Here is a 17,101-nt window from a genome sequence, read left to right on the forward strand (position 1 = left end):
CCTTTGCTAGGCTACTGAATGGTCCTGTCGCCGCTTACTGTCGTTTTATTGTCGGGTGTTGTCGGTATGGCTGTCGCCTTTCTGGTGTGGCTCCACCGGGACCGGCCAGGGGCAGGACCGCTGGCAGTGTTCGTCGTCGCGGCGAGCCTCTGGGCTGTTGCGTACGGTATCGAACTCGCTGTGCCGGGGTTATCCACCATGGAGCGCCTCGTTCAGGCACAGCTGACGCTCTCAGTAATCATCCCTGTCGCGTGGCTCGTGACGGTTATCGAGTACACGGGGCACCCACACTGGCTCACGCAGCGCCGAACAGCGCTGTTGCTCGTCGAACCGGCGGTGTTTGTCACGCTCGTGTGGTCGAATCACGCCCACGAACTCATCTGGTCCGGCCACGGGACACAATCCGTCTCCGCATCGTCGGTAGCCCTCGCTCCCGCGTACGAAGTCATGTACTGGGGGCACATGTCCTACATACTGCTGTTGATTCTCGCCGGCGGTGTCCTCCTGTTGCGGATGCTGTTCCGGTCGAACCAGGTGTTTCAGGGCCAAGGGGTCGCATTGTTGCTCGCCATCGCCGTCCCGACGGTCGTCCAGACGCTGTTCGTGCTCGGTGCGGTACCGACTCCGTTCAACCCGACGAGTCTCGGGTACGTCGCGTCGGGGGCCGTCCTCTCGGTCGCCATCCTCCGCGGGCAGCTACTTGATGTGGCGCCGGTGACCCGGGAACTGGGTCGGGAAGCTATCTTCACGGAAATGGACGACTTCGTCATCATTGTCGACGACGAGCGCCGCATCGTCGATGTCAATGCGGCCGCCACGGCGCTGTTCGACGGAGACCAGAACTCGCTTCTGGGCCACTCGCTACCGCATACGTCACCGGCACTTGCCGAGACGGTCCCCGACCCCGGTGAGCGAACGCAAACCGAGACGGCCCTCGAACGCGACGGCAGCGTCCGCTACTACGACGTGCGCGTGATACCGCTGTACCGCGCGTACGGCGTTGTCTCGGGCCATCTTATCAGCCTTCGGGATATCACAGACCGCCGACAGCGCGAGCAACGACTGGACGTGCTCAACCGCTTGCTCCGTCACGATATCCGAAACGAAATGAACGTCGTCAAGGGGAACGCGGACCTGCTCAGGGATACGGCCGACGCCGACGAACGCGAACGACTCAACCGTATTATCAGCACGGTCGACGACATCGTCGATCGCAGTAACAAGATTGGCCGAGTCACGGAGGCTCTAGAGACCGAACAGCACAGCCCGACACCGCTTCAGAAACTGCTGGACTCGGTCATGAACGATGCGCAGGGCCGCCATCCTGACGTGGCGATCACGCTCACCTGCGAGGATGATCTCTGGATACGGGGTGGTCCATCGGTCCTCATCGCGCTGGAGGAACTTGTCGAGAACGCTGTCGAACATCAGGCGACCGATGCGGGGCCAGTCGCGGTCGAAATCACGGCGACACGGGCCGATGGAACGCCGGGCGTCCGTGTGGCCGTTCATGACAACGGTCCCGGTATCACAGATCACGAGCGTGAGGTCATCCGCTCGGGGACCGAAACGCCGCTCAAACACGGTTCCGGCGTTGGGCTCTGGCTCGTCAACTGGATCGTCCGGAACCTTGGCGGCCGGATGTCGTTCCCCGACACGGACGAGCCGGGAACGACTGTGGAACTGCAACTGCCGGCGGCTGAGCCAGCCCACGCGACGGACGTATCAGCGGCGGCCCACAGCGAGAACGCTGATTGATCGCGGCTGCTACCACTCGATTTCAGCTCTGTCGCGCCAGAACCGCCCGCTTGGCGCATCGGGTCGGAACCGAGCGAGCCAGACTGGTGTTTCAGCCCCTTTTTCGGGCGTTCGTGGGGCGCTCCCCTCAGTCATGTCCGTCTGAACGTAGCCCGGACACACCGAGTTGGCGATGAGGCCGTCGGCCGCGTACTCGCCGTCGAGGTACTTCGTCAGCCCGTTGACGCCTGTCTTCGAGATGCGGTAGGCCGGCGTGCCGCCTGACTGGCTCTCGGTGATAGCGCCCAGCCCGGAGGACATGGTGACGACGCGGCCGCCCGCCTCGGCCAGCAACAGCGGGAGGGCATACTTCGTCATGAGCACCGCTCCCCGGAGATTCGTGTCGAGGGTGTGGTCGATAACATCGGTCGGCATCTCATCGAGCGGCTCCCGTGAGTCCATCACACCAGCGTTGTTGATCAGCACGTCGAGCCGGCCCTGCTCGCGCTCGATGCGGTCGACCGCGGCGACCATCCCGTCGTCGGTCACGTCGAGTTCGATAGCGTGGCGGTCCGTAGCCGCGATGTCGTCAGTATCACGAGCGCCGGCGTACACCGTCGCGTCGAGGTCGACCAGCCTGTCGGCGATTGCCTTCCCGATGCCCCGCGTGGCTCCGGTGACGAGCACGATCTGACCGTCAAGGGAGTCGTACAGCGGAACGTCCATACCCGGGGTTAGGCGGCGGGGCCGAAAAGAGGGCGGGTCAGGGTGGCGTCACTGCAATACCTGTCGACCGTGCTGTCAGTGAGCGTCGGCGTTACCGTTCCTCGTCCCGGCGCATCGCAATTTCGAACCATGGACAGAGGCGGAGCTGACGGTAGTACTCGGGGTGTTCGCGGAGTCGCTCGTAGGGAACCCACATGAGGCCGTCGACCTCCTCGGGATTCGGTTCCAGTGAGGTGTCGTGGAGCGTGGCCTGCAAGACCGCACAGACTTCCCATTCGAGGCCGGCGTTCTCGTAGTAGCGCTTGTACTCGAACCGATCGGTCACGCGGAGATTCTGGTACTGTGAAGGGTCGATACCCAGTTCCTCTTCGAGCCGTTCCTCGGTGGCTTCGACCTGTGTCTGGCCTTCGACGGGGTGGGAGGCGACGGTGCCGTCCCAGTGCGTATCCCAGAGGCGTTTGTTTGCCGCGCGCTGTGCGAGCAGGATTCGGTCGTTCTCGTCGAACAGCAGGGCGGTGAACGCGCGGTGGCGGACTCCCTCGCCGGTGTGGGCGTCCAGCCGATTGACCAGCCCTTCCTTGTTGTCGTCGGCGTCTACCGCGATAACCTCCTGTCGGGCGTTTTCGTGCGTCTCGTCGACCGCGTCGGAACTCATATGTCGTACCTCTCACAGAGGCGCGTATTACGCGCTTCGACTTCCCGTCACCGCGCGGGGAGGTCCGAAACGAACTGCTTGAGTATCTGTTCCTCCGCGCGGTGGAGCGTCTCGCTGCAGGTCGACTTCGCGATACCGACGCGGTCCGCCAGTTCCGTCAGCGAGCACTCCCGTGGCGTGTCGTAGTAGCCCGCGTCGATGGCCTCTTGAACCAGCTCCAGTTGGCTATCAGTGAGTATCTGCTCGGTTTCGAGGTGTTGCTGGATGCGGTCAACATTGAATGAGATACCGAACTCTTCCAGTTGCTCGCCGAGTTCGGAGAGCCGCTCCTGTGGCGCTGATATCTCCCAGACGGCTTCGCCGTTGGACAGGGTAAACGGCATCTCAAGCGGGACACCCGAGCCCTGCACCGGGAAGAGCAGGAGTGGCATCGAGGTCTCGAACTGCACCAGTGCGCTGTCGTCCCGGTGAGAGAGTATCTCAAGAGTCGTGACCGACTCGCGATTTTCAATATCACGGAGAACCGCTGGGAGGTCGTCCGATGTGATCTCCGCTAACCCGACACCGGAGTCCTCGCCGGGGAGCGCAGACAGGATGCGAAACGTCGCGTCGTCGTACGCTCGCGAGACGTCGCCGATCCAAATCTCCTCCGGAATCGTGAGCGTGAGTTCAGCGTGTGGCATTGGTGTATCCGAATATATTCGCCCAACCCCCGCGGCGATATTCCCGAACATGTTCGTTTAGTTTGGGTGAGGATAAGAAACTTGGGGCGTACTGTCACACGCTGTCAACACGAGGCTAAGCCGGTCAAAACCACAGCGTCGAACATCTCCGGGTATGGCGAACGCTTATTCCGCCGGCCACTGGCCGTCTGGTATGGAGCGTGTCTCACTGACCCAGATGGTCCCGGCCGATCCAGAAACAGTCACTGCCCTCATAACTGACGTGGAGCCGTTTATGCTTGCGGCAGGGTTCGACGAGGTAACACTCGACGGCGACGACCTCGGCATCACGAACCGCGTCGGACTCTTCGAAATCGAACTGGACCTCGAAATCGTCGAGACTGACACAGTGCTGCGGTACGAGCAGCAGCAAGGTATCTTTGAGTCAATGATGACAGAATACACCGTCGAGGCCGTCGACGGCGGGACCGAAGTCACGGCGACGACGGAGTACAGCGCACTCGACCTCCCGGTCCTCGGCGAGATGATCGATTCGACCGTGATCTCGCGACAGCGCAAGAAGGAACTGAACAAGCAGTTCGACTGGCTCGTCGATCAGGTGTCGTAGCGGGACGTGTGATAGCGGCTGTTCGGAGATCGACTCTCTGCTATCCGGTGTGTATAGTAACCCGAACATCTTCGGGAGAGGACCGAGGGACGCCCGCCGATAACGGGTACATATGAGCCACTCCCACGAGGACGTGTCGCCGGTCACGACCGAGGTTCACGACAACTCCTGGTCGGCGAACCTGGAGACGCCCGCACACGCCGAAGACTCCGACTTGGTCGTCGAACAGGCCATCGACGCCGTCGAGATGACGACGGCTGGGAATCACGTCAATCTGGTGAGCCACGCCGACCACGGCCACCCGGAAACCTATCTGTTCGACGCGCTGGAGGAAGCGTTCGGTGAGACGATCACAACGGAGTACGTCCAGCAGTGTGGCTGTGGGGGCCACGTTACCCGCGTCCACCGGGAGGCATAGATGCGCGGGAAACTCGACCTTGACGAGCAGCCGCTTGTGCTGATCTGGGAAGTGACACAGGCCTGTGAACTGGCTTGCAAACACTGCCGGGCCGACGCCCAACCCCGCCGACATCCCGACGAACTCTCGACGGCAGAGGGGAAGGCACTGCTGGATCAGGCCCGCGACTTTGGCGACGGCCAACTGGTCGTCCTCTCGGGCGGGGACCCGCTCGCTCGGGAAGATCTCCCGGAACTCGTCGACTACGGGACCGAGCAGGGGCTTCGGATGACGCTGACGCCCAGCGGGACGAACTCCATCACGCGAGACCGACTAATCGAACTCGACGACGCCGGACTCCGGCGGCTGGCCCTGTCCATCGACGGCGGCGACAGCGAGTCTCATGATACCTTCCGGGGTGAGTCCGGGAGCTTCGAGGCGACGATGGAGGCCGCCGAGGCGGCTCGTGACCTCGATATTCCACTGCAGATCAACACCACCGTCAGTGCAGAAACGGTCGAGCAACTGCCGGCTATCCGGAACCTCGTTGCGGACCTCGACGCGGTGCTGTGGTCGGTGTTTTTCCTCGTTCCGGTCGGCCGCGGGCGAGTGTTGACGCCGATTGATCCCGAGCGAGCGGAGCGCGTGCTGTCGTGGCTCCACGAGGTCAGCGACGAGGCCCCGTTCGGCCTCAAGACGACTGAAGCGCCCCACTACCGGCGCGTCGCGATGCAGAATCAGGAGGAGGGGGCCAGCGGGCTCAAACGCCGGAGGGGCATTCGCGCTGGCAAGGGATTCGCCTTCGTGAGCCACACCGGCGAGGTGTTCCCCTCCGGGTTCCTGCCGAAATCGGCTGGTAGCGTCCGCGAGGAAAGCGTCGTAGACATCTATCGGGAGTCATCCCTGTTCCAGCAACTCAGGGATGATGACGCGCTGACGGGCAAATGCGGGGCCTGTCGATACCGAACAGTCTGTGGCGGCAGCCGGTCGCGGGCGTATGCGACGACAGGGGACCCGCTGGCTGCGGACCCGCTGTGTGACTACCAGCCGGATGGGTTCGAGGGATCGGTTCCCGATCAGCACCCAGCAGATTGAGGGGGTTTTTCACTCCGTGGGAACGCGCCTCGCCCGTTTTGTAACGTGGTGTCACAGTATCTCATATGAGCGACTCCGGCATCAGAGTGGAGCTGTCGGTCGACACCCCCGGGGCCTGTCCAGTGGCGAGCGTCTCAGATGAGGCGGGCACGGCAGTGACCGATGTCGCCCGAAGCAGCCCAGATGCAGACGGGCAAGTCATCGAAGAGTTCACCGCCACGGACACTGACGACGGGGAAATCGAAGCACGGGAAGACATGGACAAAGTGTTCGCGACAGGCAATGGGACGCGCTACCAGTTTTCTCGGTCGCGAACTGAGTGCGTCTGCGAGGCGGTCGAAACATATGACTGTCCGGTCGCGGATATCCGTGCCGAGGGCGGACAGCTCCACCTGACCTTCCACGTTCCCGATGTCGACCGGGTTCGCGCTATCGTGACGCGGCTGAAAGAACTGTATGACGGCGTCTCGCTCCGATCGATGCGGCGGAACGGCGACGTTGACCCGGTGGACTCGATTCTTGTCGACCGAAGTAAACTCACCGACCGGCAGCAAGAAGTGCTCGAAACCGCCGTTGAGATGGGGTACTTCGAGTATCCGAAAGGAGCCAACGCTGGCGACGTGGCGGCGGAACTGGATATCTCTGTCTCGACGTTCGCGGAACACCTCGCCGCCGCCCAGACGAAACTGCTCGACAGCATTGTCGCGGAGTAGGCTCGTGACGGGGAGCTCCTACTGCCATCGGCGAGCGAATGCCGCTAACAGGAGATACGTATAGCAGAGTGCGCCGACAACGCCAGCCACTGTGCCGACTGATCTCATCCAGCCGAACCGACCGATGAGACCGAGTAGTTGTATGCCGAGTCCACCACCAAGCAGCCCAATCGACAGCAGCGCAGTCCGGTCATCAGCGTAGGGCCAGACGCCGACGGCCGGCGGATAGAACTGGAACGTCGCCCCGACCACAGTGAGTCCGAGAAAGCCCGCCAACATCGCCCGATAGTGTGCGCTGACCAGCGCCGGGTCCCGACCGGTTGCGGCGATAATCAGTCCGAGTCCGATACCGACGACCCCGAACACCACTGCCAGTAGCACCGCGTAGAACCCGACTCGACGGCGCTCCGACCGCAGGAACAGGACCAGATATGACAGCGTGAATCCTGCGACCGCGATAGCCTCGATGACGCCACCGACGAGGAGAAGTCCGGGTTCGAACAGCCCGAAGCCGAGCAATGCGGGACCGACAGCGCCGGCAGCGATGACTACCGTAACGATCGGTCGCGGCGCTTCGGCAACCAGAAACCGGGGAAACAGCCGGAAACCGACGCCGAAGACGAACAGCGCGGCTGTCCCCGTAGCGAGCAAGTGCGACAGTTGTTGGGGGAGTACCGACCCGAAGCCGGCGACGGTAACGAGCGCACCACCGGTCGCAAGTGCGAGGTAGCCGAGCGCTATCGGGACTGCGACGTTGGCAGTCCGGTCGACCGGCTCCCTGTGGGCGTTTGGACCGCCGGTCCCTGTTGCCACGCCAGTGACGTTGTCGCGAATTGTCCATCCTAGCGTGCTGAGAAACACTGCGACGCCGCCGGCCCAGAGCGCAGTCCCGACTGGTCGGAGCCACGGTGGACCGAGCGGTGTAAGCGCCAGCCCTGTTGTGCCGAGGACGGACAGCGGGAACTGGACGGCAGGCCCCAGTTCCCACGCGAGGTCCCGATCGAAGTACGACGGCACAAGCGCGTAAGCCTTCCCGAACAGGACGTGCAGGACGAACCCGTACAGACCGAGCGTGACGACCACGCGGCGGGGCGCTGCGACCGCCATCGCGGCGTGGAAGCCGATGAAAAACAGCGCGCTGGCGGTGACGAACCACCGCGAGGCACGCTCGGGTCGCATCTCACTCCGGCCTGATCGTGACGTGCCACTCTTCGTCGGCGATTTGTTCCGTGTCGTACTGGTACCCTTTTTTTATGAGGACGTCGTACAGCGGCACCGGTTCGAAACTGTTCACCAACCGGAGCGCCTCGCTTTCGCTGACAGCGTCGAGGGCGCTCATAATCTGTTCGAACGGTTCCCCGTCGACATCTCGGACGTCGAGTTCCTGTACCGATTCTTGGTGATCTGTGCTCATACGTCCGACAACGGTCTCCGCCAGTCAGGCGCTTGCCCCGAACGTGTTCGCCTCTGTAGCGGTACAGCACTGTGATCGGAGGCTGAAAGCCCTAGCATACTGCTATGGTATCGCGCTACCGAAGCGTGGTGTAGCTCAGTCCAGCAATCGCGACGAACTGTAACGAGCGCAGGACCAGTACAGCTTGCTGGACGTGTGGGTCGCCGGCGTAGAAGCTCTGCATCGAGAAGAAAAAGTAGACAGCGATGGCGTTCTCGGCGAGCATCGCGACGGCGAAAGCGATGAGGCCGGCGACGAGTCCCGTCCGGAACGTCGCGTAGTTGCGGACCCAGACGCCCAGCAGTGGGAGCAACAATAGGACGTTAAGCCCGCCAACGATGGCTGCGGCGGTGATGAGCGGTCCCATCGCCATCAGCACCACCGCTCCTGTTGGCTGGCCACGGTCCGGATGGTGGTTTGTCCCCTCATTCGTCCATCTTCTCCACGATTTCTTCGAAGGTGTCACGGTAGTTGTCGAACCGGTCGGTCAGGAAGTAGAGTTTGGCGTACTCTTCGTCGCCGGATTCGACCACGTCGTGGTCCTCTAGCTGTTCCATGTGATGTCTGATCGTCTTGTAGCCCACGTCGAGTTCGTCGGCGAGTTCGTTGGCGTTCATCGGTCGGTCCGAGAGAGCATCGATGATACGCGCCCGGTTGGCACCGCCGCGTGTCGCCGTCAGCAGATACCAGAGCGCTTTCTCCATCCCACTGTCCTCCCGGGAACTGTGTCTGCCCGTCGTATAGTCCTGTCTCTCCCCGTCGAACAGTGCGCTGGACTTTGATTCATATACCACGATGGGATACGCGAGTCAAGACAGGCGGCAAATAAAGCGTTTCTTCGCACTCTCTTCCGAGACTGTTCCAATTTCGGGACGACTGTCCGCGGGCCCACTCGCTTGCGAGCGCTCAGCGGACCGCCGCCGTCGCGTCGGCCATGATGTCGATGGCCTCCTTCAGCGTCTCCATGTCCGTCGCGTAGGAGATGCGGGCGTAGCCAGCGCCGTGTTCGCCGAAGGCGTCGCCGGGTACGACCACGACCCCGCGGTCGATGACCTCGTCCACCCAGCCGTCGGGAACCTTCGGCATCGCGTAGAACGCGCCCTTGGGCGTGGGACAGTCCAGTCCCATCTCGTCGAGGCCATCCAGCAGCACGTCGCGGCGCTCTTGGAACGCCTCGCGCATCTCCGCGACGGGCTCCTGTGGCCCGGTCAGCGCCGCCTCGGCGGCGTACTGTGCCGGGGCCGACGCACAGGCCTGTGCGTACTGGTGGACCCGCAGCATCCGCTCGATGCGGTCCGTCGCCCCGGTGACCCAGCCGAGCCGCCAGCCAGTCATCGAGTACGCCTTCGAGCAGGCGTTGACGATGACGACGTTGCCCGTGTCACTGAACTCCGCCGGCGAGCGGTGCTCGCCCTCGAACACCTGGTGTTCGTACACCTCGTCGGAGATACACAGTACGTCGTGCTCATCGGCGATACGGGCGAACTCTCGCATGTCCTCGGGGGACTGCACTGCCCCGGTCGGGTTCGCGGGCGAGTTCACGACGAACGCCGCCGTGTCGTCGGTGATGGCCTCCTCGACTATCTCGGGGGCCATCGTGAGATCCTCGCGCAGTGGGACGGGCCGCGGCGTCCCGCCTGAGAGGTGTGTCAGGGCGTCGTAGGAGACGAATCCCGGGTCTGGGAAGATAACCTCCTGTCCCGCATCAACGTGGGCTTCCAGCGCGATATGCAGCGCCTCGCTCCCACCCGACGTGGCAATGATGTCTCCGGGGTCGACGTCGAGGTCGTTATCCCGCTCGTGTTTGGCGGCGATGGCTTCTCGGAGTTCCTCAGTCCCCTTGTTCGACGTGTAAGCGTCGACCTCTCCCGCCTGAATTGCCTCGACAGCCGCTTCGCGGGCATGCTGCGGCGTCGGGAAGTCCGGCTGACCCAGGCCGAGGTTGATAGCGTCCTCGCCCGCCGCCTCGAACACTTCGCGGATGCCCGAGATCGATACCTGCTCTACCCGCCGGGAGAATCCAGTCATACTTTCTCTGGGGGCGGCCGGCCCGATAATTCTTCCCGATTCCCCGGCCGCGCTCAACTCTCGGTGCCTCCAGCGTCACCACGCCGTGGCGGGGAGACGGTCATCCGCCTCGTCGTTGGCGGCTCCTCAGCGCACCACAGACATCGCAATCGCCCCGCCACCGCCGACACTCATCCCCACGATGCCGCGGTGATGGTCCGCTCGCTCCATCGCATACAGCATCGTGGTCGTGAGGATCCCACCGCTGGCCCCGATTGGGTGGCCGAGCGCCACCGCGCCGCCGAGCGGGTTGTGCTTCTCGGCGGGGATATCGAGTTCGTCGGCGACGTATACCATCTGCGCGGCGAAGGCCTCGTTGAGTTCGAAGTGGTCCACGTCGGCCACGGTGAGGTCGTTGCGCTCCAGCAGCTTTGCAACGACGTCGCGGACGGCGATAGAGAACTCCGACGGGTCGCGGTAGGCAACCGCGTAGTCCTCGACGTGGGCCATCGGCCCCAGTCCCTCGCGCTCAACTGTCTCAGCATCGGCCAGTACCACCGCACCTGCCCCGTCAGAAAGCTTCGAGGCGTTGCCGGCGGTGATTGTCCCATCGTCCGCAAAAGCCGGTGGGAGCGCCGCCAGCTTATCCATCGTCGTGTCTGGATGCGGCCCTTCGTCCTCGGTTACAAGCCCGGCCGCTGTTTCTACGGGAACGAGTTCCTCGGTGAACTTCGCGGACCGGATAGCCTCACCGGCTCGATGATTGCTCCGCCGAGCGTACTCGTCCTGGGCCTCGCGACTGATGCCGTGCTCGGCGGCGAGTTCCTCTGTCAGCATGCCCATATGCGCGTCGTAGTGTTTGTCCCACAGCGAGTCCCAGATCATCGCATCGACGAGTTCGCTGTTTCCGTGGCGGCGACCGCCACGCATGTCCGGGACGAGATACGGCGCGTTCGACATCGACTCCATGCCGCCGGCGAGACACACCGATGCCCGACCGGCCTCAATACGGTCGGCGGCGGTCGTGATTGCTCGCAGTCCCGACCCCGACGCCTCGTTCAGTGTCGTCGCGGCGACATCGTCAGGGAGCGGCGATTCGACGACGACCTGTCTGGCCGGGACCTGACCGACGCCGGCCTGCACCGCGTTTCCAAGGCCAACCCAGTCGACACTGTCTTCATCGACGCTGGTCCGGTTGAGCAGTCCCTCGACAGCTGCACTGCCAAGCGCTATCGCGCTTCGGTCTGCAAGCCCTCCCAGCAGTTCACCGTGTGCAGTGCGTGCGCCGTCGACCAGAACCACATCAGTCATACGAGCTACATGAACCTAATCCTACAATATTGTTCGCCCGACGATGGACGGCGTCCTACTCCTCACTCGCTGTCCGCAGTTCCTCGATAGCTGTCTCCAGTCGCCTGAGTGTCGCATCAGCGTCGGTATACCCCTGCTCGTACTCACCGTAGGCGTCGTCGGCTTCGTTCAGGAACGCCTCGACAGCGTCACGGATCTCGTTGTCGCTCATGGCTGTCCCGACGGCAGCCGACCGGAAAAGTCCCGCTACTCGCGGGTCACTGCGTCACGTCGTAGTCGACGCTCGCGTCGCGAAGCGCGTCGGTCACACGCCCAACGGTGTCCTGTGTCGCGACGACGACAGCATCAAGTCCCCGCGATGCGGCGGCGGCGGCCACCTCTCCCGCCGCGAAATGCGTTGTCGGTTCGATGTCGGCATCGCGGAGCGCAACGACGGACTCGACGCCCGCTGCGGTGACGATGGGGACGTCCGCACAGGCCACAGCGATCTCGTCGATGTTCTCGACCGGCCCCGACCGTACCGGCGGGACCTGGATGACGCTAACGTGACCCGGGTTAAGATCGATGACGCCCTCGAAGCCGGTGACGCCGACGACCTCGCCCTCCGCGGCGCTGGTTGTCGTCACGCCCGTCGCGTCGCCGCCGCCGGGGTCGGCGTGCAACAGGCCGTCCGACAGCGAGAGTGTCACCGTCTCTCCTTCTTCCAGATCCGCCGTGGCGATGGCGGCGTCCTCCTGGACACTGCCGAGCACGTCGTCGGTGACGTGGTCGGCGAACCGGCGCACGTCGGTGGCGGACTGGAACACCCAGTCGACGCCCTCTTTGGTGACGCGGTAGCGCGACCGCCCTTCCTTCTCGACGAGGCCATCGTCGACGAGTTCGCGGATGTACTCGCTGACGGCCTGGCTCGTCACGCCGACAGCGTCGGCGATTTCGCCCTGACTCACTGCGGGCTGGCGCTCGGCAATCTCCACGAGGACCCGAAACCGCGTCGCGGCCCGCTTGTTCTCCAGGACGTCGACCATACAGGAGTCACGGGAGTCGCAGGTAAAAATACCACCGACACTGTCAGGCCAAGCTATTCGGCTGTGGTCCAGACACCTGCGATGTGGCTCATCGCCATGACCGACAATATAAGCCTCGCCAGCGCCGACTGGACGGCGATGACAGCCAGCTACGACGACCGGGCGCTCCTGCTCAGGGACACGCTCGTCGTCGCCGACCTCCACGTCGGCCGGGGTACTGGCGGGAACCTCGAACTTCCGGTCGGGTCCGGCTCGGACATGGTCCAGCGGTTCCAGTCACTCGTTGAGCGCCACGACCCAGCGGAGGTCGTTATCGCCGGCGACCTCCTCCACTCGTTCCAGACAATCCCCCGCTCGGTCGAGAGTACCGTGGCGGGGCTCAAAAGCGCCTGTCAGGCGGTCGGGGCACGCCTGCTTGTGACGCCGGGTAACCACGACACGATGCTCGACAGCGTGTGGGATGGCCCGACTGAGACGGCATACCGGATCAGCGACACCGTCGTTTGCCACGGCCACGAGGCCCCTGAAGTCGACGCCGACCGCTACATCGTCGGGCATGACCATCCGACAATCAACATCGAGGGGCAACGCCAACCCTGCTACCTTGTCGGGAGCGGTCAATACCGTGGCAGCGACGTCGTGATGCTCCCGTCATTCAACAGGCTGAACGCCGGCGTCGAGGTCAACGAGATGCGGGCCGGCGACTTTCAGTCCCCGCTCGTCACCGATTCTGACCGACTGGAGCCAGTGGTTTGGGACGAGAGCGGGCGCGAGACCCTGTCGTTCCCGCCGCTGGGTGAGTTCCGGCGCATGCTATAACGGTAAGTATTTGAGCGACGACGGTGGACGCTGGAATATGGTTCAGACAGAAATCGCGCTGGGTCTCATCGCGATTACGCTGCTCTCGCTACTGCTGCTGTACTTCGCGACAATAAAGTACGTCTCTGAAGTCCTCAAGGGGGAGGGGCACGACGACAACGAGGGAAACACGAATAGCGGCGGTCCAGCCGCATAGACCGCCGTCCATTTGAGCGCTGTATCTGTATCGGCAGGCCTGTTATCGCAGCAGATCAGCGGCGACCTTGCCGCTTTCCAGCGCACCCTGTATCGCCGACCAGCGGGTGTAGTCGCCGGCCAAGACGGCGTTGCCCTCCGGCGCTGTCGGGTCCGGGAGCGAGCCCCGATACCCCGGCGGCTGGGCGAACTGTGAGAGCGGGACGCGGTCGGTCCGGAGCAGTTCCATCGCCTCGAAGCTCGCGTTCGGATACCACGACTGCAGCGCCGCCCGGACTTCAGCGGCCAGTTCCGCGTCGTCTTCTTCCGGCGTTCCGAGGAACGTGGCGCTGTATAACTCCATGCCGGCGGGCGCGTACTCACTGGCAACGGCCGACAGCGGCGCGACGGTGTTCGGTCGGTCGTCCGCCGCGTTGAGGATAATGCGCTGTCCGGTCGTCGGCGCACGGTTGGTCGGGAGCGCAAAGTACTGGGTGACACAGCCGACGGGCTCGGTTGGAATCGCGTCGATGTTCGTCAGCTCCGCCGCAGTCTGCGGGTCCGTCGCGACGACGGCGCTTTCAGCTGTCACTGTCTCGCTGCCTACCTCGGCAGTGACCTCCCCCTCATGGGTCTCCAAGTCTGTCACGGCCGCGTCGGTTTCGATGGTCGCGCCCGCCGAGCGAGCGCGGTCGGCGAGCTGTCGCGGCATCGCCTGCATCCCGTCGGCGGGGACGAATATCTCGCCCTCGCTCAGCATCTTGTAGGTGTACTCGAAGATGCTGCTGTCCGTTCCCAGCGAGCGGTCGAGCGTGATGCCGCCGTAGAACGGCGCGGCGAACCGCTCGACGAACCGCTTCGAGAATCCGTAGTCGGCGAGGTATTCCCGGATAGTCGTTCCCCCCCGAGAGAGCAGTTCGACGGGCTCGATGCCGGCCAATTCGCGCTGGAGCCGGAACAGCCTGAGCTTGTCGGCCGTGCGAACGTCCGTGTTGAGCAGCGTCTGTGGTGCTGCCGAGGGATTGCGGAGCGGGTCCGACAGCACCGAACGGTGGTTCGGGCTGGCGATAGTGGCCCCCGGCGTGAACGTTCGTGGAGCCAGCGCCTCAATATCGAGTTCCCGCTTCGCCGCAGGGTAGGCGGTGAACATGACCTGAAATCCGCGGTCGAACGTGTAGCCGTCCTCGTGGGCTGTCTGGACTCGACCCCCGACCTCGGACGCCTGTTCGAAGACGGTCACGTCCTGACCCGACTCCGCCAAGTGGCGAGCGGCGACCAGCCCGGCGAGTCCCCCGCCGGCGACGACGACATCTGTCATGTCCGCTCCTTTGGCCGCCCGGGACAAGAGCGTGCTGAAGCGGGACCGGACCACACTTGGTTGTCCCGTCCACAGGGAAAGCCATGGAGACGACTGCGGCGTTTCGCGGCCTCATCTGCACGGCGTGTGGCGCGGAAACCGACAGCACGGCCGACCGCTGTCCCGACTGTGGCGGGGTTCTCGTCGGTGACTACGACGTTCCGGACTTGACGCCAGAGGCGCTGCCCGATGCGACGGGACCGGGCCGGTACGAGCCGCTTCGGCCGTTCCCGGGAGACGCGACGGTCTCGCTCAGCGAAGGGGCGACGCCGCTAGTCCCGGTGCCGGACTTGGCCGAGGAACTTGGCGTCGACTCGGTGTACGTCAAAGACGAGGGGCGTAATCCGACGGCCTCGCTGGGCGACCGCAAGCTCTCGCTCGCTGTCACCGCTGCCGCTCAGCGCGGAGCCGAGCGCGTCGCGACGCCATCGACGGGGAACGGCGCACAGTCCAGCGCCGCCTACGCGGCTCGCGCCGGCATCGAATCAAAGGGGTTCGTCCCTTCACGCTGCCCATTCCTCAACAAGGCGATGGTGAACGTCCATGGCGGCGACATGCGTGTCGTTGAGGGCCGGTACGACGACGCTGTCTCAGTGTTCGAGGATGAACTGACCGACGCCTCCGATGGCTGGGTTCCGGTCGCGCCCGGCCATCCGTTCCGCATCGAGGGAGCCAGATCCGTCGCGTTCGAGACGGCCGATGACCTCGACTGGACGGCCCCCGACGCGGTAGTCCACCCCACCGGCCATGGCGAGACACTCGTCGGTCTCGAACACGGCTTCCGGGCGGCCACTGATAGTGGCCTGACGGACTCAGTACCACGAATCTACGCTGCTCAGCCGGATTCGACGGCCGCCATCGCTGATGCCGCAAGTGAGGGTGTGAGCGAACCGGTGTCCATCGAACACCCCGACACCATCGTCGGCCCGCTTGAGGTCCCCGACCCTGCCGCTGGCGTTGCGGCACTTGACTCGCTCGACCGCTCGGGCGGCGACGGCGTCGCTGTCTCTGACAAGGACATTCTGGCCGGCGCGGTCGACGGCTGTGAGATGGGTCCGGAAACCGGTGCGACCGGCGGGACGGCAATCGCTGGCGCGCGGGCGCTGGCCGACGACGGGGCCTTCGATGATGACGATGTCGTGGTCCTTGTGAACCCCGTCGCCGGGAGCAAGGAGGCAGACCTGCTACGCAGTCACCTCATGAGCCAGGGTATCTGAGAGATCGGTCGTCTGACCGGGGAGCGGGAACCGCTACTGCCGTCAAGCAGGCAGGTATCCCACACTTCGGTGTTGTTTATACGCTTCTGGCCCATCCACGAACCTAATGCGCGTTGCAGCGTTTAGCGAACTCACTGGCCCGGACGGCGTATCGGTTATCAACCAAACAACCCCTGCGCCCGAACGCAGCGAGGCGGTGGTCTCCGTCGAAGCGTGTGCGATCAACCGCCACGACCTCTGGGTTCTCGAAGGGGACTCCGCGATGGTCGACACGGACGACTTGCCGTTTGTCAGCGGCCTCGACGTTGCCGGGACCGTCGACGCCGTCGGCGATGGCGTCACGGCTGTCGAACCCGGGGACCGCGTGGTCCTCTGCCCGAACGAAACCTGCGGGACGTGTCGCTACTGTCGTGAGGGGCCGGAGAACCTCTGTGAGAACTTTTCGCTGTATCACGGTGGCCTCGCCGAGGCGGCCCGCGTGCAGGCCGACCGCCTTGTCAGGCTCCCCGACAGCGTGGAGACGGTCGACGCGGCCGCGCTTCCGACGGCCTACATGACCGCCTTCCATATGCTCCGCCGGATCGACGCTGGACCGGGCGATCTGGTGTTCATCCCGGGCGTCACCGGCGGCGTCGGCGTCGCGGGTGTGCAACTCGCGTCCGTTCTCGGCGCCCGTAGCGTCGGAACTTCTTCTTCAGCGGCGAAGCTAAACCGCGTCGAATCGCTCGGTCTTGACTACGCCATCGAGAGCACCGATCCGGACGAGATTCGGGCGGCAGTCGCCGATATCGGGACGGTCGACGGCGTCCTCAACCACCTCGGTGGCGAGTACACGCAGACCGGTCTGGGCGTTCTGCGACGCGGTGGCCGGATGGCTGTCTGTGGTCGGACCGCCGGCGGCACATCCGAGATCAATATTCCCGACCTGTTCCTCGGTCACAAACGCGTCATCGGGAGTACGATGGGGACACAGGGCGACTTAGAGCGGCTCGTCGGACTCGTCGCCGACGGCGAACTCACCCCGGAAATCGAGGAGACGTACTCGCTCGAAGAGACCGGTGCGGCGTTTGCGGCGATGCAGGACCGCGACAGCGTCGGGAAGCTCGTCGTGACGCCGTAGTCACT

The 17,101-nt window shown here is 64.1% G+C and carries 21 protein-coding genes; 9 read left to right on the forward strand and 12 right to left on the reverse strand.

The genetic code is table 11. The features are described from left to right. Positions 1 to 18: 18 nt before the first annotated feature. The gene (locus RBH20_RS02300) at positions 19 to 1,758 is read left to right on the forward strand and encodes a histidine kinase N-terminal 7TM domain-containing protein (RefSeq protein WP_306705097.1); all 1,740 of its coding nucleotides are present in this window, start codon (positions 19 to 21) and stop codon (positions 1,756 to 1,758) included. Positions 1,759 to 1,767: 9 nt separating this feature from the next. Here RBH20_RS02300 and RBH20_RS02305 read toward each other — a convergent pair whose 3' ends face one another. The 3 genes from RBH20_RS02305 to RBH20_RS02315 form a co-directional block, all read right to left on the reverse strand. Beyond that, positions 1,768 to 2,463 carry an SDR family NAD(P)-dependent oxidoreductase gene (locus RBH20_RS02305; RefSeq protein WP_306705099.1) on the reverse strand — a complete coding sequence of 232 codons (696 nt, stop codon included), beginning with the start codon at positions 2,461 to 2,463 and terminating at the stop codon, positions 1,768 to 1,770. A gap of 91 nt (positions 2,464 to 2,554) precedes the next feature. After that, entirely contained in the window at positions 2,555 to 3,118 is a 564-nt protein-coding gene (locus tag RBH20_RS02310) for an NUDIX domain-containing protein (RefSeq protein ID WP_306705101.1), read from the reverse strand. A 47-nt stretch (positions 3,119 to 3,165) separates the two neighbouring features. Further along, positions 3,166 to 3,801, reverse strand: a complete 636-nt coding sequence (locus tag RBH20_RS02315; RefSeq protein WP_306705103.1) for a helix-turn-helix domain-containing protein — start codon at positions 3,799 to 3,801, stop codon at positions 3,166 to 3,168. Between the two features lie 193 nt (positions 3,802 to 3,994). On the opposite strand from RBH20_RS02315, the gene RBH20_RS02320 reads away from it, so the two are divergent. The 4 genes from RBH20_RS02320 (at position 3,995) to RBH20_RS02335 (ending at position 6,613) form a co-directional block, all read left to right on the forward strand. Next, positions 3,995 to 4,408, forward strand: coding sequence for an SRPBCC family protein (locus RBH20_RS02320; protein ID WP_306705105.1), 414 nt, complete (start codon positions 3,995 to 3,997; stop codon positions 4,406 to 4,408). A gap of 112 nt (positions 4,409 to 4,520) precedes the next feature. After that, positions 4,521 to 4,826, forward strand: coding sequence for a CGCGG family rSAM-modified RiPP protein (locus tag RBH20_RS02325; RefSeq protein ID WP_306705107.1), 306 nt, complete (start codon positions 4,521 to 4,523; stop codon positions 4,824 to 4,826). Further along, on the forward strand, positions 4,827 to 5,900 hold the full coding sequence (locus tag RBH20_RS02330) for a radical SAM protein (RefSeq protein ID WP_306705109.1): 1,074 nt from the start codon (positions 4,827 to 4,829) through the stop codon (positions 5,898 to 5,900). Between the two features lie 65 nt (positions 5,901 to 5,965). Next, complete coding sequence (locus tag RBH20_RS02335) at positions 5,966 to 6,613, forward strand: helix-turn-helix domain-containing protein (RefSeq protein WP_306705111.1); 648 nt, start codon at positions 5,966 to 5,968, stop codon at positions 6,611 to 6,613. Between the two features lie 18 nt (positions 6,614 to 6,631). Here RBH20_RS02335 and RBH20_RS02340 read toward each other — a convergent pair whose 3' ends face one another. From RBH20_RS02340 to RBH20_RS02375, 8 genes are all read right to left on the reverse strand, one after another. Beyond that, positions 6,632 to 7,792: a hypothetical protein gene (locus tag RBH20_RS02340; protein ID WP_306705113.1), complete on the reverse strand. Its 1,161-nt coding sequence runs from the start codon at positions 7,790 to 7,792 to the stop codon at positions 6,632 to 6,634. A 1-nt stretch (position 7,793) separates the two neighbouring features. Beyond that, a complete protein-coding gene (locus RBH20_RS02345; protein WP_306705115.1) occupies positions 7,794 to 8,027 on the reverse strand; it encodes a DUF2249 domain-containing protein in 234 nt (77 codons plus the stop codon). 115 nt (positions 8,028 to 8,142) lie between these two features. Then, the gene (locus tag RBH20_RS02350; protein ID WP_005535777.1) at positions 8,143 to 8,439 is read right to left on the reverse strand and encodes a hypothetical protein; all 297 of its coding nucleotides are present in this window, start codon (positions 8,437 to 8,439) and stop codon (positions 8,143 to 8,145) included. Positions 8,440 to 8,491: 52 nt separating this feature from the next. Beyond that, entirely contained in the window at positions 8,492 to 8,770 is a 279-nt protein-coding gene (locus tag RBH20_RS02355; RefSeq protein WP_004593670.1) for a winged helix-turn-helix domain-containing protein, read from the reverse strand. A 202-nt stretch (positions 8,771 to 8,972) separates the two neighbouring features. Then, complete coding sequence (locus RBH20_RS02360) at positions 8,973 to 10,094, reverse strand: pyridoxal phosphate-dependent aminotransferase (protein ID WP_306705122.1); 1,122 nt, start codon at positions 10,092 to 10,094, stop codon at positions 8,973 to 8,975. A gap of 126 nt (positions 10,095 to 10,220) precedes the next feature. Continuing rightward, positions 10,221 to 11,384 (reverse strand): thiolase family protein, encoded by a 1,164-nt coding sequence (locus RBH20_RS02365; RefSeq protein ID WP_306705124.1) that lies wholly within the window; start codon positions 11,382 to 11,384, stop codon positions 10,221 to 10,223. Positions 11,385 to 11,439: 55 nt separating this feature from the next. Continuing rightward, on the reverse strand, positions 11,440 to 11,595 hold the full coding sequence (locus RBH20_RS02370; protein WP_306705126.1) for a hypothetical protein: 156 nt from the start codon (positions 11,593 to 11,595) through the stop codon (positions 11,440 to 11,442). A gap of 46 nt (positions 11,596 to 11,641) precedes the next feature. Continuing rightward, positions 11,642 to 12,409: a MarR family transcriptional regulator gene (locus RBH20_RS02375; protein WP_306705128.1), complete on the reverse strand. Its 768-nt coding sequence runs from the start codon at positions 12,407 to 12,409 to the stop codon at positions 11,642 to 11,644. 81 nt (positions 12,410 to 12,490) lie between these two features. Between RBH20_RS02375 and RBH20_RS02380 the strand changes: the two genes are divergently transcribed. Together RBH20_RS02380 and RBH20_RS02385 are read left to right on the forward strand one after the other, a co-directional pair. Next, on the forward strand, positions 12,491 to 13,228 hold the full coding sequence (locus RBH20_RS02380; RefSeq protein WP_306707445.1) for a metallophosphoesterase: 738 nt from the start codon (positions 12,491 to 12,493) through the stop codon (positions 13,226 to 13,228). Positions 13,229 to 13,265: 37 nt separating this feature from the next. Continuing rightward, the gene (locus RBH20_RS02385) at positions 13,266 to 13,424 is read left to right on the forward strand and encodes a hypothetical protein (RefSeq protein WP_195156681.1); all 159 of its coding nucleotides are present in this window, start codon (positions 13,266 to 13,268) and stop codon (positions 13,422 to 13,424) included. Between the two features lie 42 nt (positions 13,425 to 13,466). On the opposite strand, the gene RBH20_RS02390 is transcribed toward RBH20_RS02385, so the two are convergent. Continuing rightward, complete coding sequence (locus RBH20_RS02390) at positions 13,467 to 14,720, reverse strand: NAD(P)/FAD-dependent oxidoreductase (RefSeq protein ID WP_306705132.1); 1,254 nt, start codon at positions 14,718 to 14,720, stop codon at positions 13,467 to 13,469. 83 nt (positions 14,721 to 14,803) lie between these two features. On the opposite strand from RBH20_RS02390, the gene RBH20_RS02395 reads away from it, so the two are divergent. Both RBH20_RS02395 and RBH20_RS02400 read left to right on the forward strand, forming a co-directional pair. After that, positions 14,804 to 15,976: a pyridoxal-phosphate dependent enzyme gene (locus tag RBH20_RS02395; protein ID WP_306705134.1), complete on the forward strand. Its 1,173-nt coding sequence runs from the start codon at positions 14,804 to 14,806 to the stop codon at positions 15,974 to 15,976. 106 nt (positions 15,977 to 16,082) lie between these two features. Continuing rightward, positions 16,083 to 17,096 carry an alcohol dehydrogenase catalytic domain-containing protein gene (locus tag RBH20_RS02400; protein WP_306705136.1) on the forward strand — a complete coding sequence of 338 codons (1,014 nt, stop codon included), beginning with the start codon at positions 16,083 to 16,085 and terminating at the stop codon, positions 17,094 to 17,096. Positions 17,097 to 17,101: the final 5 nt, after the last annotated feature.

Origin of the sequence: Haloarcula sp. H-GB4 (genome assembly GCF_030848575.1) — an archaeon.
Classification (GTDB): Archaea; Halobacteriota; Halobacteria; order Halobacteriales; family Haloarculaceae; genus Haloarcula.

What these genes read in the sequence shown, in the direction of transcription:
- RBH20_RS02320 (WP_306705105.1), top strand. Translation starts at nt 3,995, where the DNA reads ATGGAGCGTGTCTCACTGACCCAGATGGTCCCGGCCGATCCAGAAACA.
- RBH20_RS02310 (WP_306705101.1), bottom strand. Translation starts at nt 3,118, where the DNA reads ATGAGTTCCGACGCGGTCGACGAGACGCACGAAAACGCCCGACAGGAG.
- RBH20_RS02315 (WP_306705103.1), bottom strand. Translation starts at nt 3,801, where the DNA reads ATGCCACACGCTGAACTCACGCTCACGATTCCGGAGGAGATTTGGATC.
- RBH20_RS02395 (WP_306705134.1), top strand. Translation starts at nt 14,804, where the DNA reads ATGGAGACGACTGCGGCGTTTCGCGGCCTCATCTGCACGGCGTGTGGC.
- RBH20_RS02300 (WP_306705097.1), top strand. Translation starts at nt 19, where the DNA reads ATGGTCCTGTCGCCGCTTACTGTCGTTTTATTGTCGGGTGTTGTCGGT.
- RBH20_RS02365 (WP_306705124.1), bottom strand. Translation starts at nt 11,384, where the DNA reads ATGACTGATGTGGTTCTGGTCGACGGCGCACGCACTGCACACGGTGAA.
- RBH20_RS02360 (WP_306705122.1), bottom strand. Translation starts at nt 10,094, where the DNA reads ATGACTGGATTCTCCCGGCGGGTAGAGCAGGTATCGATCTCGGGCATC.
- RBH20_RS02330 (WP_306705109.1), top strand. Translation starts at nt 4,827, where the DNA reads ATGCGCGGGAAACTCGACCTTGACGAGCAGCCGCTTGTGCTGATCTGG.
- RBH20_RS02400 (WP_306705136.1), top strand. Translation starts at nt 16,083, where the DNA reads ATGCGCGTTGCAGCGTTTAGCGAACTCACTGGCCCGGACGGCGTATCG.
- RBH20_RS02390 (WP_306705132.1), bottom strand. Translation starts at nt 14,720, where the DNA reads ATGACAGATGTCGTCGTCGCCGGCGGGGGACTCGCCGGGCTGGTCGCC.
- RBH20_RS02350 (WP_005535777.1), bottom strand. Translation starts at nt 8,439, where the DNA reads ATGGCGATGGGACCGCTCATCACCGCCGCAGCCATCGTTGGCGGGCTT.
- RBH20_RS02380 (WP_306707445.1), top strand. Translation starts at nt 12,491, where the DNA reads ATGTGGCTCATCGCCATGACCGACAATATAAGCCTCGCCAGCGCCGAC.
- RBH20_RS02345 (WP_306705115.1), bottom strand. Translation starts at nt 8,027, where the DNA reads ATGAGCACAGATCACCAAGAATCGGTACAGGAACTCGACGTCCGAGAT.
- RBH20_RS02375 (WP_306705128.1), bottom strand. Translation starts at nt 12,409, where the DNA reads ATGGTCGACGTCCTGGAGAACAAGCGGGCCGCGACGCGGTTTCGGGTC.
- RBH20_RS02305 (WP_306705099.1), bottom strand. Translation starts at nt 2,463, where the DNA reads ATGGACGTTCCGCTGTACGACTCCCTTGACGGTCAGATCGTGCTCGTC.
- RBH20_RS02355 (WP_004593670.1), bottom strand. Translation starts at nt 8,770, where the DNA reads ATGGAGAAAGCGCTCTGGTATCTGCTGACGGCGACACGCGGCGGTGCC.
- RBH20_RS02370 (WP_306705126.1), bottom strand. Translation starts at nt 11,595, where the DNA reads ATGAGCGACAACGAGATCCGTGACGCTGTCGAGGCGTTCCTGAACGAA.
- RBH20_RS02325 (WP_306705107.1), top strand. Translation starts at nt 4,521, where the DNA reads ATGAGCCACTCCCACGAGGACGTGTCGCCGGTCACGACCGAGGTTCAC.
- RBH20_RS02335 (WP_306705111.1), top strand. Translation starts at nt 5,966, where the DNA reads ATGAGCGACTCCGGCATCAGAGTGGAGCTGTCGGTCGACACCCCCGGG.
- RBH20_RS02340 (WP_306705113.1), bottom strand. Translation starts at nt 7,792, where the DNA reads ATGCGACCCGAGCGTGCCTCGCGGTGGTTCGTCACCGCCAGCGCGCTG.
- RBH20_RS02385 (WP_195156681.1), top strand. Translation starts at nt 13,266, where the DNA reads ATGGTTCAGACAGAAATCGCGCTGGGTCTCATCGCGATTACGCTGCTC.